The 15,515-nt window shown below is 70.6% G+C and carries 11 protein-coding genes; 8 read left to right on the top strand and 3 right to left on the bottom strand.

Annotation, left to right across the window (positions count from 1 at the left end):
- Nucleotides 1-280 precede the first annotated feature (280 nt).
- A complete protein-coding gene (locus ACIRPT_RS10900; RefSeq protein WP_403825879.1) occupies nucleotides 281-1,513 on the top strand; it encodes an amidohydrolase family protein in 1,233 nt (410 codons plus the stop codon).
- Nucleotides 1,514-1,668: 155 nt separating this feature from the next.
- Nucleotides 1,669-3,069: a hypothetical protein gene (locus tag ACIRPT_RS10895; protein WP_403825243.1), complete on the top strand. Its 1,401-nt coding sequence runs from the start codon at nucleotides 1,669-1,671 to the stop codon at nucleotides 3,067-3,069.
- 55 nt (nucleotides 3,070-3,124) lie between these two features.
- Here the strand turns inward: ACIRPT_RS10895 and ACIRPT_RS10890 are convergent, their stop codons facing one another.
- Together ACIRPT_RS10890 and ACIRPT_RS10885 are read right to left on the bottom strand one after the other, a co-directional pair.
- A complete protein-coding gene (locus tag ACIRPT_RS10890) occupies nucleotides 3,125-3,751 on the bottom strand; it encodes a TetR/AcrR family transcriptional regulator (RefSeq protein ID WP_403825241.1) in 627 nt (208 codons plus the stop codon).
- Complete coding sequence (locus tag ACIRPT_RS10885; protein ID WP_403825238.1) at nucleotides 3,748-4,866, bottom strand: saccharopine dehydrogenase; 1,119 nt, start codon at nucleotides 4,864-4,866, stop codon at nucleotides 3,748-3,750. Before ACIRPT_RS10885 ends, ACIRPT_RS10890 begins: the two co-directional genes overlap by 4 nt.
- Before the next feature lie 345 nt (nucleotides 4,867-5,211).
- Between ACIRPT_RS10885 and ACIRPT_RS10880 the strand changes: the two genes are divergently transcribed.
- The 6 genes from ACIRPT_RS10880 (at nucleotide 5,212) to ACIRPT_RS10855 (ending at nucleotide 13,722) form a co-directional block, all read left to right on the top strand.
- Nucleotides 5,212-6,162: a TIGR03619 family F420-dependent LLM class oxidoreductase gene (locus tag ACIRPT_RS10880; protein ID WP_403825235.1), complete on the top strand. Its 951-nt coding sequence runs from the start codon at nucleotides 5,212-5,214 to the stop codon at nucleotides 6,160-6,162.
- Nucleotides 6,163-6,227: 65 nt separating this feature from the next.
- On the top strand, nucleotides 6,228-7,025 hold the full coding sequence (locus ACIRPT_RS10875; RefSeq protein WP_403825232.1) for an SDR family NAD(P)-dependent oxidoreductase: 798 nt from the start codon (nucleotides 6,228-6,230) through the stop codon (nucleotides 7,023-7,025).
- A gap of 326 nt (nucleotides 7,026-7,351) precedes the next feature.
- The gene (locus ACIRPT_RS10870) at nucleotides 7,352-8,479 is read left to right on the top strand and encodes an LLM class flavin-dependent oxidoreductase (protein WP_403825229.1); all 1,128 of its coding nucleotides are present in this window, start codon (nucleotides 7,352-7,354) and stop codon (nucleotides 8,477-8,479) included.
- Nucleotides 8,480-8,632: 153 nt separating this feature from the next.
- A complete protein-coding gene (locus ACIRPT_RS10865) occupies nucleotides 8,633-10,372 on the top strand; it encodes an amidohydrolase family protein (protein ID WP_403825226.1) in 1,740 nt (579 codons plus the stop codon).
- A 26-nt stretch (nucleotides 10,373-10,398) separates the two neighbouring features.
- Nucleotides 10,399-11,856: an aldehyde dehydrogenase family protein gene (locus ACIRPT_RS10860; RefSeq protein ID WP_403825223.1), complete on the top strand. Its 1,458-nt coding sequence runs from the start codon at nucleotides 10,399-10,401 to the stop codon at nucleotides 11,854-11,856.
- Between the two features lie 300 nt (nucleotides 11,857-12,156).
- A complete protein-coding gene (locus tag ACIRPT_RS10855; RefSeq protein WP_403825220.1) occupies nucleotides 12,157-13,722 on the top strand; it encodes an APC family permease in 1,566 nt (521 codons plus the stop codon).
- 85 nt (nucleotides 13,723-13,807) lie between these two features.
- On the opposite strand, the gene ACIRPT_RS10850 is transcribed toward ACIRPT_RS10855, so the two are convergent.
- A complete protein-coding gene (locus ACIRPT_RS10850; RefSeq protein ID WP_403825217.1) occupies nucleotides 13,808-15,343 on the bottom strand; it encodes a CehA/McbA family metallohydrolase in 1,536 nt (511 codons plus the stop codon).
- Between the last annotated feature and the right edge of the window lie 172 nt (nucleotides 15,344-15,515).

The following is a 15,515-nucleotide window of genomic DNA, read 5'->3' as shown; positions in this document are numbered from 1 at the left end:
TTCGCACGTATCCGCTGTGCGCAACGGCCAGTCTGCCTTGTCAGGCCCCTTTACGTCAGTAGGGGTCTGGAGCGTCCACAAAGCCTCCCCGGGTGTCGGGTGGGCGTTGGGGGGAGGCGCACGCAGGGGCGCGGAGGAATGGATTCCGTGCGCCCCCTGTGTGCCTCCCCTGGCCTGGTACGCGCGGGAGCCGTCGCGCGGTTCCCGTATTGAGCGGGTCATGGGCCGCACGATTACTGACGGACCGTCAGATCGGCGCTACCGTAGCGGCATGGAGACCATGGAGACCTTCCCCAAGATCATCTCGGTGGACGACCACACGGTGGAACCGCCCACCGTCTGGCGGGACCGGCTCCCGTCGAAGTACCACGACATCGGCCCGCGCATCGTCCGCGCACCCCTGAAGGAAATGACCTTCGTGGGCGGCAAATTCGCTCCCAAGATGGGAGCGCCGGGCGACGACGGTCCGATAGCCGACTGGTGGGTATACGAGGATCTGCAGCGGCCGCTGACCCGCCTCGACACCGCCGTCGGCTACTCCCGCGACGACATCAAGCTGGAGGGCATCACCTACGAGCAGATGCGCCGCGGCTCCTTCAGCGTCCCGGAACGGTTGGCCGATATGGACGTCAACCATGTCCAGTCCGCGCTCTGTTTCCCCACCTTCCCGCGCTTCTGCGGCCAGACCTTCACCGAGGCCAAGGACCGCGAACTGGGGCTGCTGGGGGTGCGCGCGTACAACGACTGGATGGTGGAGGAGTGGTGCGGCCCGCAGGCGCAAGGACGGCTGATCCCGCTCACCCTCATCCCCCTCTGGGACGCCGAACTTGCCGCCGCGGAGGTGCGGCGCAACGCGGCCCGCGGCGTCCGGGCGGTCTGCTTCAGCGAGATCCCGCCACATCTGGGCCTGCCCAGCATCCACACCGACTACTGGGACCCCTTCCTGCGCGCCTGTGACGAGACCGGCACCGTCATCGCCATGCACATCGGCTCGTCCAGCAAAATGCCGTCCACCTCCGCCGACGCGCCGCCCGCCGTCGGCTCCACCATCACGTTCGCCAACTGCTGCTTCTCGATGGTCGACTGGCTGATGAGCGGCAAGTTCGACCGCTTCCCCGACCTCAAGATCATGTATGCCGAGGGCCAGATCGGCTGGATCCCGTACATCCTGGAGCGCGCGAATGTCGTCTGGGAGGAGAACCGGGGGTGGGGCGGCGTCGCCGACAAGGTCCTGCGACCGCCGAGCGAACTCTTCACGGAGCACGTGTACGGGTGCTTCTTCGACGACGCCTTCGGCCTGAAGAACCTGGAGGCGATCGGGGCGGGGAACGTGCTCTACGAGACCGACTATCCGCACTCCGACTCCACCTGGCCCAAGTCGCGGGAGGTCGGGGAGGCGCAGATGGGACATCTGGCGCCGGACGTGGTGGAGCGGATCGTACGCGGGAACGCGATCGAGCTGCTGGGGCTGACGGGGGAGGGGCTTTGGGCGCCGGGGGCATCCGCCCGGTAACCGGCGGCCGCCTCCTACGGGCCGGTCGGTGACCGCCCGAGGCTGACCGCAGCCGTTCCGCCGGCCGCGTCGTACAGTCGGGCCGACGTGATGGGCTGCACGGGGGCGGCAGTTGACCGGCTGTTCCCGCGCACGGGGAGAGGCTGGTCAGTTCTTTGAAGTACGCGACGGCGATGGCGACGGTGGCCGCGGCGACGGTGGCGGGGTTGCTGACGCTCACCGCCTGCGGCGGTGGCGCGGGCGGCGGCCACGGCACGGGGGCGGCCGCACCGGGCGGCAACGGCCCGCAGGCGCTGAAGGTCAAGGCGACGGTTCCCCAGGCGTTCGACAACAGCAAGGGCTGGCAGGACGCCCTCCCCTGGGTGCCCGAAGACGCCACCGGCCGGCCGTTCGCCGTCGCGCCCGGGGCCGGGATCGTCGCACTCCTCAAGAAGAAGGGCGGATCGTACGTCCTGGAGGCCCGCGACGAGGCGACGGGCGCGCTGCGCTTCAGCGGCAGGCCCTGGCAGCCGCCGGAGCCGCAGGAGAGCGCGGGCGGGCGCGCCGAGACACCGGGTGTGGAGGCCGTCGAGCGGGACGGCCGGGAATACCTTGCCGTCTGGGCGCACGGCCTGGACGGCAAGGATGCGCTCAGCAAGGGCAAGGAGGTCGTCGCGGTGGCCCTCTACCCGGCCGGGACCTCGGGCACGTCCGCCGCCCCCGCCCGGGTGGTGAAGGTGCCGGTCGAGAGCTTCTCGAGCGTGGCGCGGGTACGCGACGCCGGAGCGGGACTGCTGGTCACGACGAAGGGCGGCGACGAGTCCGTTTCCGTCGACCCCCGGACCGGCCGGACCAAGCGCTACCCCCACAGCCTGGAGGTCGGCGAACCCACGTGCGGGGCGATCGGCTGTGTCAGCAGTGAGGTCAAGGCGCTGACCAGGCGCGGGCCGGTGCTGGACGGCTCCGCGGGCGGTTTCGGCATCCCCGGTGTCTGGAACTCCAGCCGCGCCGTACCGCCGGGCGCCAAGACGGACGACTACGAGAAATACAAGAGCAGGGCCCGGCTGGCCGTATCCGGCCATCTCCTCGCGTCCTGGACGGCCAAGGACGACGAGGGCGACGGGGGCGACGGGGGTGACGGTGATGACATCTGGGCGGTGCACAACGCCGAGACCGGCAAGGTGGAGGCATCCGTGCGCTGCGCGCTGGACAGCCTGACGGACCAGGGATCGGGGGAGGACTACCCGAGCGCCCTGTCGCTGAACGGCCGCTATCTCACCGCCGGGCCGCTCGCCTTCGATCTGAAGAAGGGCAAGGGCTACTGCTTCGCGGAAGGCGACGAACAGCGCCAGATCCTGCTGCTGTCCGTCGGCGACGACGGGCAGGCGTACGGAATGACCCAGGGCGACGCCGCCGGGACCGCCGGAGCCGCCGTGGCCGTACCGCTGAGCACGGGCCGCCCGAAGGTCCTGCCGAAGGGGACGCAGCCCCCTCTCCTCTCCCTCCGCACCGCCGGGGCCTTCGCGCCGCCCGCGGACGGCCCCGGCGTGCTGTTCGCCTTCTACCGCCGTCGCTGAGGGGGGCGGCGCAGGGCGGGGCGAGCGGCAGTGATGTGCGTGCCGCGGACCGCGTTCAGCCGCGCCGCGCCGCGTCGACGGCATCCGGACCGGCCCCGCCCAGCATCCCGACCGCCATCGCCACCAGCTCCGCGTCGGTCTCCTGCGTACGGTGATCCGCGATGCCGGAGCGGAACAGCGATGCCCCCTCGGTGAGCATCGTGAACACCCCGGCGCGGGAGCGGCATTGCGCGGTGGACAGGTCCGGCCGCCGCGCGTGCAGGAAGGCGGCGACCTGGTCCTGGTAGTCGCGGTAGAAGGCGCGTACGGCCGCGGCGACGGCCTCGTCCAGTGCGGCCATCGCCCAGAGTTCGGCGAACAGCCGGACCAGGCGGGGGTCGTCCTGTTCGGCCAGCAGGGCGCGGACGACCCGTTCCGGATCGGGGGCCGTGGGGGACCCGGGCTCCGACAGGAGCGGGCGGAGGCGTTCCAGGGAGTGGGACAGGGCGCGGTCGAGGACGGCGGCCACCAGGTCGGCGCGGGTGGGGAAGTAGTACTGGAGGTTGCCCAGGCGGATGTCGGCGGCCGTGGCCACGGCGCGCATGGAGAGTCCGGCGTGGCCGGTGGCGAGCAGGAGCTCTTCGGCGGTGTCGAGGAGCTGGGTGCGCTTGCGGGCGCCCTTGGTGGTGGGGGTGTTGGTCATGCGGCTCTCGTGGCGAGTGTGGTGACGGGAAGGGTGACGTCGCTGATCTCCAGTGTTACCCCGTACTCGGCGAGCAGTTCCGGGACCCGGGCCGGGACCGGGGTCAGCTCCGGGAAGAGCACGCCGCGCGGTGCCTCGGCGCCGTCCGCACCCAGGACCCGGCGGAGCGCCAGGGCGGCGCCGACGGCCGTGAGGTGGGCCTGACCCGCCTCGTCGGTGACGGTCGCGGTGCGGATACGGCCGGCGTGCGTGACGTCGATACGGAGCCGCGCGACGCCGCCCTCGCCCGGGGCGTACAACAGCGCGCGCCGGGCGGAGGCGAAGCGTTCGCCGCGCCCCCAGCGGAAGAAGCCGAGCCGCTTGACGGCCAGGAGCGAGGAGGTGGAGGCCGCGGAACTGAAGCCGATACGGGTGGTCGCGGTGGCCGCACCCAGGGCGAGGGGCAGGGTGAACTGTTCCGGGGTGTCGATGCGGGCCACCTTCGTGGGGTGGGCCCCGATGCGGACCCGCCGGACATCGCTGAGCGGCATGACCGTGTGCCGCCGCCCGTCCTCGGTGATCTCGTAGTCCAGGCCGAGCCGGTCCATGAACTCCACCGAATCCGCGCCGGCACGGTCCTTGAGGTCCCAGCGGATGGCGACGTCAACGGTGTCCGCGCCGCCCAGGCCGTCCGCCAGTGCCGCCGCCACCAGGCTGGTCACGCCGCCCATCCAGGCCGAGGACAGGAGTACGGGCGCGGTCGGGCCCGCCAGCGCCGCGAGGGTCGCGGCCCGTTGGAGCCGCGCGGTCCAGCGGGTAACGTCCACATACGGCACCCGGCCGCGCAGCGCCGCCCGCAGCACCCGGTCGTCGGGATCGTTCACCACCCCGACCACCGCCCGCACTTCGGCCCGGAACGGCTCGGGACCGGCCAGGTCCCAGCGCTCGACCCGCGCCCCGGTCTCCGCGGCCACCGCCGCGCCCCGCGCCACATTGCGCCCGGTCAGCAGCAGCGGCCAGTGCGGCGCCACCAGCCGGGCCAGCTCGGTGCCGACCGTTCCGTAACCGCCTACCAGCAGGACCGGACCGGCCGCGTCGTACCGGAGCTCGTCGGATGTCCCCGTCGCGTGGTTCATGGCAGCAATATAGGTCACCCGACCTAAATTTGGAGGGCTTCGGTGTCGATACCGGCGACCGAGTGCCGAGTGCCGAGTGCCGACTGCTGACTGCTGACTGCTGACTGCGTCTGCCGTCTGCCGTCTGCCGTCTGCCGACTGCCGGCGTCGGCCGCCGGTATTGCCGGACCTCTTGTCTGATGGTGCGTCAGCCATGACGATGGCCTCCGCGGTAAATGACGGCCCGTCAGATAGGCCGTCGGGTCGGTCGTCGGACCGGGCCCGGGCGGTCGCAGACGGGTCGCCGGACAGCCGTCGGACGACCGTCCGAGGCGTGCCCGATATCCACCAGGAGGAGCCATCCAGATGGTGCGGATACTGCCCGAGGGGCGACTGGCGTACGGAATGCAGCTTCCGGTGCAGTCGCAGAGCACCCTGTACGCGGAGAGCTGGGAGGCGGCGGCCGGGCCGGCCGATCTGGTGGAGATCGCGCGCGTCGCCGACCGGCACGGCTTTGCCTATATCGCCTGTTGCGAGCACATCGCGATTCCGCGGCGGCTGGCCGGCGCGATGGGCACGACCTGGTACGACCCGGTGGCCACCCTCGCCCATCTGGCGGCCGTGACGGAGCGGGTGCGGCTGCTCAGCCATGTTGCGGTGGTGGGCCTCAAGCATCCCCTGGTGAGCGCCAAGCAGTACGCGACGCTGGACCACCTCTCCGGCGGGCGGCTGATTCTCGGCGTCGGCGCGGGGCATGTGGCCGAGGAGTTCGAGGCCCTCGGGGTGGAATTCTCGCGGCGGGGGGCGGTGCTGGACGAGACCGTCGACGCGCTGAAGGCGGCGCTGGGGCCGGCGGAATTCCCCGAATTCAAGGGGACGCGGTTCGCGTTCTCGGGACTGGGGCAGGCGCCGCGGCCGGCGCAGACGCCGCGGCCGCCGATCTGGGTGGGCGGCTCCTCGCCCGCCGCCGTCCGCCGGGCCGCGGTCCGCGGTGACGGGTGGCTGCCGCAGGGCGACCGGCGGGATCAGCTGCCCGGCCAGATAGCCCGGCTGCTGGCCCTCAGGGAAGCGGCCGGGGTCACGGAGCCGATCGCGATCGGGACCATCGTCGAGCCGCTGTATGTGGGCGAGCCGGGGTGGGAGGTCGGGCGGCGGACCCTGTCGGGTGCGCCGGAGCGGATCGCGGAGTCGCTGCGTGAGTACCGGGCGATGGGTGTGGCCCAGATACAGGTGCGGTTCCGCAGCCGGAGCCGCAGCGAACTGACGGATCAGATGGCCGCGTTCGCGACGGAGGTCGCGACGCGGCTCGACGGCTGAGCGAGTGGGGTCGAGGCGGGTGCGGCGGGGATCGCCGTACCGCGCGGGAACGCTGGGAGGCGGGCATGGGAAAGCTGGCAGACCGGGTTGTCCTCATCACGGGCGCGGCGCGTGGACAGGGGGAACAGGAGGCGCGGCTCTTTGCGGCGGAAGGGGCGCGGGTGGTCCTCGGCGATGTGCTGGACGGGCCGGGGGAGGCGCTCGCCAAGGAGCTGGGGGAGGAGCGGGCCCGGTACGTCCATCTGGATGTGGGCCAGGAGGCGGACTGGGAGGCGGCGGTCGCGGCCGCGAAGGCGGCGTTCGGGAAGATCGACGGACTGGTCAACAACGCCGGGATACTGCGCTTCAACGAGCTGGTGAACACGCCGCTGGCGGAGTTCCAGCAGGTGGTGCAGGTCAACCAGGTCGGCGCGTTCCTGGGGATGAAGGCGGTGACGCCCGAGCTGGCGGCGGCCGGCGGCGGGACGATCGTCAACACCGCCTCGTACACGGCGCTGACCGGGATGGCGTTCCTGACCTCGTACGCCGCCACCAAGGCCGCCATCGTCGGGATGACGCGGGTGGCGGCGATGGAGCTGGCGGGCAAGGGGATCCGGGTCAACGCGATGTGCCCGGGGGCGGTCGATACGCCGATGACCAACCCGGACCGGGTGGCGGCGGACGGCGGGCCGAAGGCGGCCGACGCGGCGGGCAGCGCGGCGCTGGACGAGTTCTACGGGAAGGTCGTCCCGATGGGGCGGATCGGGCAGCCGGAGGAGGTGGCCCGGCTGGCCCTTTTCCTTTCGTGCGAGGACTCGTCGTACATCACCGGGCAGCCGTTCGTCATCGATGGGGGGTGGCTGGCAGGGGTTTCGGTGTTCTGAACGTCGTTGGCCGGTGCTAGCGATATCTGACAAGCGATATCCGGCAAGCGACGTCTGACGAGCAATACCTGACGAGGCGTCAGGTATTGACGATGGATGCGGGCGGTGCCAGAGTCTGCCTCGATCGTCATCTGACGATCCGTCAGGTCGATGGCCGAACTCTCAGGGTGGCCGGGTGGCCCCCGGCGGCTCGGCCGGGCGGATTGTCAGAGGGGCGGGGTACCGTCGAAGACGTGACGGAACGTGCGATGAGGATCGACGGTAAGTAATCGAACGGACGAAATCTTCCGGGGGGCGACCCCCGCACCCCGAAGGAGTGAACTCCCTTGGAATTCGGGCTCTTTGTGCAGGGATATGTGCCGGCCGCGAGGGCGAAGGTCGACCCGGAGGCCGAGCATCACGCACTGATGGAGGAGACCGAGTACGTCATCCAGGCGGACAGGTCCGGCTTCAAATACGCCTGGGCCTCCGAGCACCACTTCCTGGAGGAGTACTCCCACATCTCCGCGAACGACGTGTTCCTCGGCTACCTCGCGCACGCCACCGAGCGCATTCACCTCGGCTCCGGAATCTTCAACCCGCTCGCCCCTGTCAACCACCCGGTGAAGGTCGCCGAGAAGGTCGCCATGCTCGACCATCTCTCGGGCGGGCGCTTCGAGTTCGGCTCCGGCCGGGGCGCCGGCAGCCACGAAATACTCGGTTTCATGCCGGGTGTGACCGACATGAACCACACCAAGGAAATCTGGGAAGAGACGATCGCGGAATTCCCCAAGATGTGGCTCCAGGACGAGTACGTCGGCTTCCAGGGCAAGCACTGGCAGCTGCCGCCGCGCAAGATCCTGCCCAAGCCGTACGGGAAGTCGCATCCGGCGATGTGGTACGCCGCGGGTTCGCCGTCCTCGTACGCGATGGCGGGCAAGAAGGGGCTGGGCGTGCTCGGCTTCAGCGTGCAGAAGGTCTCCGACATGGAGTGGGTCGTCGAGTCGTACAAGACGGCCGTGAAGGAGGCGGAGGCGGTCGGCGACTTCGTCAACGACAACGTCATGGTGACCTCGACGGCGATCTGCGCGGAGACGCACCAGAAGGCGGTGGAGATCGCGGTCAGCGGCGGACTCAACTACCTGCAGTCGCTGCTCTTCCGCTACCACGACACCTTCCCGCGGCCCGAGGGCATACCGGAGTGGCCCGAGCTCCTGCCCGAGTACACCGAGGAGATCATCGAGCTGCTGATCGCCGAGGAGCTGATGATCTGCGGTGATCCGGACGAGGTGCTGCGGCAGTGCAAGAGGTGGGAGCAGGCCGGCGCCGACCAGCTCTCCTTCGGGCTGCCCATCGGGGTGAGCTCCGAGGACACGCTCAACACGATCAAGCTGATCGGCGAGCACGTCATCCCCAAGATCGACACCGATCCCGTGCACCGCACCACGCGTTTCCGTCAGGCGGCGGGCAGCTAGGTCGTGTCCGCAAACTCCCGCCTGGCTCGCCGGGCAACAACGGGATTTTGCGGACACGACCCAGGGGCGTCATCGACGTCCCGCCCGCGCTGGAGGAGCGGCGCCTTGGCCGGGCGCCGCCCCACGAACCGCACCGAGAAAGGGATCCCCGCCATGCTCGACCACCTGATCAAGGGCGCGACCGTCGTGGACGGGACCGGCGCGCCCTCCTACACCGCCGACCTCGGCATCCGGGACGGGCGGATCGCGATCGTCGCGGAACCCGGGACGGTCACCGAGGAGGCCCGTACGAGCGAGGACGCCCAGGGCCTCGTCCTCGCGCCCGGCTTCGTCGACCCGCATACGCACTACGACGCCCAGCTGTTCTGGGACCCGTATGCCACACCCTCGCTCAACCACGGCGTGACCACCGTCGCGGGCGGCAACTGCGGCTTCACTCTTGCCCCGCTGCATCCCGACCGCCCCGAGGACGCCGACTACACCCGGCGGATGATGAGCAAGGTCGAGGGCATGTCGCTGGTGGCGCTCGAGGAGGGCGCGCCCTGGAACTGGCACACGTTCGGGGAGTACCTCGACGCGCTGGAGGGGCGGATCGCGGTCAACGCCGGCTTCATGGTGGGCCATTGCGCGCTCCGGCGGCATGTCATGGGGGCGGACGCGGTGGGCGGGCAGCCGACGCCCGAGCAGCTGACGGACATGCTGCGGCTGTTCCATGACGCGATGGAGGCCGGGGCCTGGGGACTGTCCACGACCCAGTCGTCCACGCACTCCGACGGCGACGGCGAACCGGTCGCCTCACGGCACGCCCGCCCCGACGAACTCCTCGCCCTCTCCCGCGCGGTGGCCGACCACGAAGGCACCCAGCTCGAAGCCATCGTCGCGGGCTGCCTCGACCAGTTCGACGACGACGAGATCGATCTGTTCGTGGAGATGTCGGCGGCCGCCGGACGCCCGCTGAACTGGAACGTGCTCACCATCGACGCCGCGGTGCCCGAGCGGGTGCCGCGCCAGCTGGTCGCCGGCGAACGGGCCCGCAAGGCAGGCGGCCGGATCGTGGCGCTGACCATGCCCATCCTCACCCCCATGAACATGTCGCTGGGCACCTTCTGCGCCCTGAACCTCATCCCCGGCTGGGGCGAGATCCTCGGCCTGCCGGTGCCCGAGCGGATCGCCAGGCTGAGGGACGCGGACGTACGCGCCGAGATGCTGCGCCGGGCGGACAGCAAGGAGGCCGGGGTCTTCCGCCGGCTGGCCCGCTTCGACCGGTACGTCATCGGGGACACCTACTCCGCGGCGAACGAAGGACTCAGCGGCCGGGTGGTCCGCGACATCGCCGCCGAGCGCGGTCAGGACGCCTTCCACTGCCTGGTGGAGATCTGCGCCAACGACGATCTCCGTACGGTCCTGTGGCCGATGCCCACCGACAACGACCCGGACAGCTGGGCGCTGCGGCAGGCGACCTGGCAGCACGAGGACGTGATGCTGGGCGGCTCGGATGCCGGCGCCCACCTGGACCGGATGTGCGGCGCCCCGTACACCACCCGCTTCCTCGGCGACTGTCTGCGCGGCCGCAAGCTCGTCGGGCTGGAGCGGGCCGTACAGATGCTGACCGATGACCCGGCCCGGCTGTTCGGGCTGCGCGAGCGGGGCCGGATAGCCGAGGGCTACCACGCGGACCTGGTGCTGTTCGACCCGGAGCGGATCGACGCCGGGCCGGCGACGCTGGTGCACGACCTGCCGGGGGACAGCCCGCGGCTGGACTCGAAGGCGATCGGGGTGGTGAGCGTGCGGGTCAATGGCGTGGAGGCGATCCGGGACGACGTGGTGACCGGGGCGGTGCCGGGGACGGTGCTGCGGTCGGGGCGGGACACGAGGACGGTGAGCACCAGGTGAGCGGACCGGGCGGAGCGGATGCGGCCATGGCGGGTGAAGGTCGGCTGTTCATCGGCGGGGAGTGGGTCGAGCCGGACGGCGGCCATTACGACGTGATCAACCCGGCGACCGAGGAGGTCGTCGGGCGGGCCCCGGAGGCGAGCCGGGCGCAGGTGGAGGCGGCGGTCGACGCGGCCCGCGAGGCGTTCGAGGGCTGGTCGCGCACCACGCCCGAAGAGCGTTCGGCGATCTTGGACCGGGCCGCGGAGGTGATGCGCCGCGAGATCGTTCCGTACGCGGAGCTGGCCCGGGCGGAGAGCGGCGCGACGACCGGCATCGCGCGCGGTATGCAGGTGGGGGTGTCCGTCGCGCGCTTCAAGCGATATGCGCGCGGCGCCCTGGAACCGGTCGAGACGGGCCTGCCGCCGCAGGTCAGCGAAGCCGGGCCGATGGGGAAGGCGGGCGTCCTCGGCGCGCTCGCGGTGCGCCGCCCGGTCGGCGTCGTCACGTGCATCACCTCGTACAACAACCCCTGGGCGAACGCGGCTGGCAAGGTGGCGCCGGCCCTGGCCATGGGCAATACGGTCGTGGTCAAACCGGCGCCGCAGGATCCGCTGTCGGTGTACCGGATGGCCGAGGCGCTGGCGGCGGCCGGCGTGCCGCCGGGGGTGGTCAATGTCGTCACCGGGGCGCGGCCGGAGGTCGGCGAGGCGGCGGTCGCCGCGGCCGGCGTGGACATGGTCAGCTTCACCGGCTCCACTGCCGTCGGCCAGAAGATCGCCGAGGAGTGCGGCCGCGGCATGAAGCGGCAGCTGATGGAGCTGGGCGGCAAGGGCGCGGCGCTGGTCTTCGACGACGCCGACCTGGAGAGCGCGGTGGCCGGGATCGGCACGACCTTCTCCTTCTACAGCGGCCAGATATGCACGGCGCCGACGCGGGTGCTCGCGCAGCGCGGCATCTATGACCGCCTGGTGGCCGGCCTCGCCCGGTACGCGGAACGGCTGCCGCTGGGTGATCCCGGCGACCCCGGCACGGTCGTCGGCCCGGTGATCTCCGCCGCGCACCGGGACCGTATCGAGTCGTACATCGAGCTGGCCGGGAAGGAGGGCGCGCGGCTGGTTGCCGGCGGCGAGCGTCCCGCACGGGACCGTGGCTTCTATGTGGGCCCGACGCTCTTCGCGGACTGCACGAACGAGATGCGGGCGGTGCGCGAGGAGATCTTCGGCCCCGTTGTCGTGGTGGTCCCCTTCGACGATGAGGAGGAGGGCCTCGCGCTGGCCAACGACAGCGACTACGGGTTGCTGGACTACGTCTGGTCCGGCGATGTGGCCCGCGCCTTCCGGGTGGCGGGCAGGCTGCGGGCGGGCGGGGTCGGGATCAATACGGTCGGCCGCAACATGGAGGCCCCGTTCGGCGGCTTCAAGCGCAGCGGGGTCGGCCGCGATGTCGGTTCCTATGCGCTGCACGCCTACAGCGAGCTGCAATCGATCGTGTGGCCGGGCTGAGAGGCCGGTCACAGCACGGGGGCGGAAGGCCGGTCGTGGAGCGGCGGGGGAGGCCCCCTTGCACGAGCGCGCGAAAATTTCCAGACAACGGATGGGAAAATTTTGAACTACACCAAAACGGACACCGCTGCGATTCCCGCATCGCGGAAGACCTGAGTCAATGCCATGAAGTTGAAGGCTTGATTCGTTTTCTCCTTGCGATTGGTTGGGTCTCAGGTCTGATTTACCTGCATAGAGAAGGTATCTGTTGCGGAAGATCATCATCCGGATACGGAAACAGCAGGCCTTAACGTCCTGTTCATGGTTCAGGTAGACCCCCGGCCGAAGACCGGAGACACGGTAACGAGCGTCGGCGGAAGTGGCAGCGACACCCGCAGTAAAGGCCTCAGCGGCAATTCCGTCGGCTTGCTCGGCAGCGCGGTCATCGGCATATCGACCGTCGCGCCCGTCTACTGCCTCACCTCTACGCTCGGCCCGACCGTGGGCGAGGTCGGCGTGCAGATGCCCGCCGTCTTCCTCGCGGGCTTCCTGCCCATGCTGCTCGTCGCCTTCGCCTACCGCGAGCTGAACAAGGCGGTCCCCGACTGCGGCACGTCCTTCACCTGGACGGTCAAGGCCTTCGGCCCCCGCGTCGGCTGGATGTGCGGCTGGGGCCTGGTGATCGCGACGATCATCGTGCTCTCCAACCTCGCCGGCGTCGCCACCTCGTTCTTCTATCTCCTGCTCGGCGAACTCACCGGCAGCCAGACCATCGCCGACCTGGACGGAAACAGATTTGCCCACGTCGCGACCTGTCTGATCTTCATCGCCGCCGCCACGGCCATCAGCTACCGCGGGATGACCGCCACCAAGGGCGTCCAGTACGCCCTGGTCGGCCTCCAGCTCGCCGTACTGGCCGTCTTCGTCGCGATGGCCGTCATCAAGGCGCAGTCCGGCGACCTCGCCGGCTCCCTCCACTTCTCCTGGACCTGGCTCGACCCCTTCGCCGTCCAGTCCTTCTCCGCCTTCACGGCCGGCCTCTCGCTGTCGATCTTCATGTTCTGGGGCTGGGACACCTGCCTGACCGTGAATGAGGAGACCGCGGGCAGCGAGAAGACGCCCGGCCGCGCCGCCCTGCTGGCCATGGTCGTGCTGATCGGCTCCTACCTGCTGACCGCCGTCGCCTCGCAGATGTTCTCCGGCGTCGGCCACAAGGGCCTGGGCCTGGGCAACCCCGGCACCGCCGACAATGTCTTCGCCGCCCTCGCCAACCCCGTCATGGGCACCGTGCTCGGCGTACTGCTCTTCGTCGCGGTCCTCGCGTCGGCCGCGGCCAGCCTCCAGACCACCTTCATCCCGGTGGCCCGCACGGTCCTCGCGATGAGCACCTACGAGGCCCTCCCGGCCTCCTTCGCCAAGATCCACCCGCGCTTCCGCTCCCCGGGCAAGGCGACCATCGCGGCGGGCACGGCGACCGGCGTCTTCTACGCGGTGATGAGCTTCCTGAGCGAGAACGTCCTCATCGACACCATCTACGCGCTCGGCCTCATGATCTGCTTCTACTACTCGATCACGGCCTTCGCCTGCGCCTGGTTCTTCCGCCGCGACCTGCGCAACTCGGCCCGCGACCTGCTGTTCAAGGGCGTCTTCCCGGTCCTGGGCGGCGTCCTCCTCGCGGCCGTCTTCTTCAAGACCCTGATCGACATGTGGAACCCCGCCTACGGCTCCGGCAGCTCGGTCTTCGGTGTCGGCTCGGTCTTCGTCATCGGCGTCGGGCTGCTGCTGATCGGCGTGGTCATCATGCTGGTGATGCAGCGGCGCAGCCCGGCCTTCTTCCGGGGCGACGTACTGACGCGGACCACACCGGCGATGGTGGTGGAGGACTGAACCGGTAGCGAGCGCCGCCCGGCCCCGGCAGGGAGCGGAGCCCGGCCCGTTGTCCGCGGGCGGGGTCCGCTTTCGCGGTAGCCCCTCACCCCCTCCCCAGGAACACCGGATTGGTCATCGCCGCCATCGCCCCCGGGAGCCCCGCCGTGGTGGGCGGATGGCGGACCTCGGCGCGTATATAGGCGGCGTAGCCAGGCGTGGTCTGCCAGGTCACGGTGCCCGTGCCGGAGGGCGGGAGGGGGGAGGTGAACAGGCGTCCCTGGTCCGTGACGAAGGAGACCGTGCAGCCTGGGGCGCCGGAGATCTTCAGCTCGGCGGTGGCCTTGGCCGTAGGGGAGACCTCGAGGCGTTCGGCGATGCCGGCGTGTTCGCCGCGCTCGCCGGTGACCGCGAAGGCGAGGTCGATCTTCGATGACTCGGCGATCCAGACCCGGCCGGCCCGGATGCCCTCCTGCACGGCGTGCCGCGAGAGGTCCTCGGCCAGCACGACGGTCTGCGGCAGGCCCACGACATCGGGGTCGCGGTGCGCGTCGCTGTGGCCGACGGCCGGCAGCCAGGCCGTGCGGCCGCGGGTGTGGGCGACCAGGGTGTTGTCCCACTCGGCGAGGGTGACCTCGTCATCCGGGGTGTACGGGCCGTTCCAGACCTCCACCGCATCGGCGTCGTTCAGGCCGAACTTCCAGTTGCAGCCGATGCAGGTGGCGTGCGGATGGGCCGGGATGACCAGCCCGCCGGCCTCGCGGATGGCGCGTGCGTACTTGCCGAAGGCGTTGTCGCGGGCCCGGTAGCGCCAGTCGATGAAGACGCCGGGGTCGGTGCCCATCGCCACCACGTGGCCGTTGCGGGTCGTGATCTCCTCGCCGGTCAGGATGAGCAGGTCATCGCCCCACAGCCCTTCCCATGCGCGGTGCGCCGAGGTGGTGTTGTGTTCGGAGGTGGTGATGAAGTCCAGCCCGGCGGCGCGGGCCAGCGCCGCGATCCGGGCGGGCGTGCGCTTGCCGTCGGAGTAGACCGAGTGCAGATGGTTGTCGCCCCGGTACCAGGCGCGGCCGCGGCCCCGGGCGCGTTCGGGAGGGTAGACAGGGGCCGGGGTGTGCCCCGGCGGGCCGTACCGCAGGGTGATCGTGACGTCGTAGTTCAGGCCCTGGGGCGCGACGGTGTACGGGCCGAGGGCGATGTGCCAGGTCCCGGCGTTGACGGGGCCCGGGAGGTAGCCGGGGGTGGCGTCGTCGGCGCGCAGGAAGAACTCCGCGCGGGCGCCGCCCGACCAACCGCGGAATCCCGCGCCGCCGAGGCCCTTGCCGCGCTCGTCGAAGATGCCGATGTCGCAGGCGTTGCCGGCCGTGCCCTCGGGGACGGTGGGCTTGTCATAGCTGTATGCGACGGCGATCTCCCGCACGCCGCGGGGCACTTCGACCGGCAGGTAGACGAAGTCCGGCGCACCGGTGGGCAGATGGCCGGTGACTCTCCGTTCCTGTTCGGAGCCGGCGGCCCGCTCGGTCCGGTCGGCACGTCCGGCCCCGGCCCCGGGAGCGGCGTCGGCGAAGCTCACAGTGCCAAGTGTCAGCGCGCCCGCCGCACCCGCAACCGCCGAAAGCCTCAGAACCTCGCGTCGTTCCATCCTCGCCCCCGCGTCTCGTCTCGTGACGTCGCCGCTTCGCCGCTTCGCCGCTTCGCCGCTTCGCCGCTTCGCCGCTTCTTCGGTCTCGTCGGCTATCGCCTATCGCTTCACATGCCGCTCGTATCGCTGTGTATCCGCGCGCTGTCGCCTCGTATCGCCGTGTGAAAACTGT

Source organism: Streptomyces sp. NPDC101227, assembly GCF_044767545.1.
In the GTDB taxonomy this organism is placed as follows: Bacteria; Actinomycetota; Actinomycetes; order Streptomycetales; family Streptomycetaceae; genus Streptomyces.
Note: the sequence above shows the minus strand (reverse complement) of the source record. Positions and strands in the feature narration are given on the sequence as shown.

Excerpts from the sequence above, each read along its gene's own strand:
- ACIRPT_RS10855 (WP_403825220.1), top strand. The coding sequence starts at position 12,157 with ATGGTTCAGGTAGACCCCCGGCCGAAGACCGGAGACACGGTAACGAGC.
- ACIRPT_RS10875 (WP_403825232.1), top strand. The coding sequence starts at position 6,228 with ATGGGAAAGCTGGCAGACCGGGTTGTCCTCATCACGGGCGCGGCGCGT.
- ACIRPT_RS10900 (WP_403825879.1), top strand. The coding sequence starts at position 281 with ATGGAGACCTTCCCCAAGATCATCTCGGTGGACGACCACACGGTGGAA.
- ACIRPT_RS10890 (WP_403825241.1), bottom strand. The coding sequence starts at position 3,751 with ATGACCAACACCCCCACCACCAAGGGCGCCCGCAAGCGCACCCAGCTC.
- ACIRPT_RS10860 (WP_403825223.1), top strand. The coding sequence starts at position 10,399 with ATGGCGGGTGAAGGTCGGCTGTTCATCGGCGGGGAGTGGGTCGAGCCG.
- ACIRPT_RS10885 (WP_403825238.1), bottom strand. The coding sequence starts at position 4,866 with ATGAACCACGCGACGGGGACATCCGACGAGCTCCGGTACGACGCGGCC.
- ACIRPT_RS10880 (WP_403825235.1), top strand. The coding sequence starts at position 5,212 with ATGGTGCGGATACTGCCCGAGGGGCGACTGGCGTACGGAATGCAGCTT.
- ACIRPT_RS10850 (WP_403825217.1), bottom strand. The coding sequence starts at position 15,343 with ATGGAACGACGCGAGGTTCTGAGGCTTTCGGCGGTTGCGGGTGCGGCG.
- ACIRPT_RS10865 (WP_403825226.1), top strand. The coding sequence starts at position 8,633 with ATGCTCGACCACCTGATCAAGGGCGCGACCGTCGTGGACGGGACCGGC.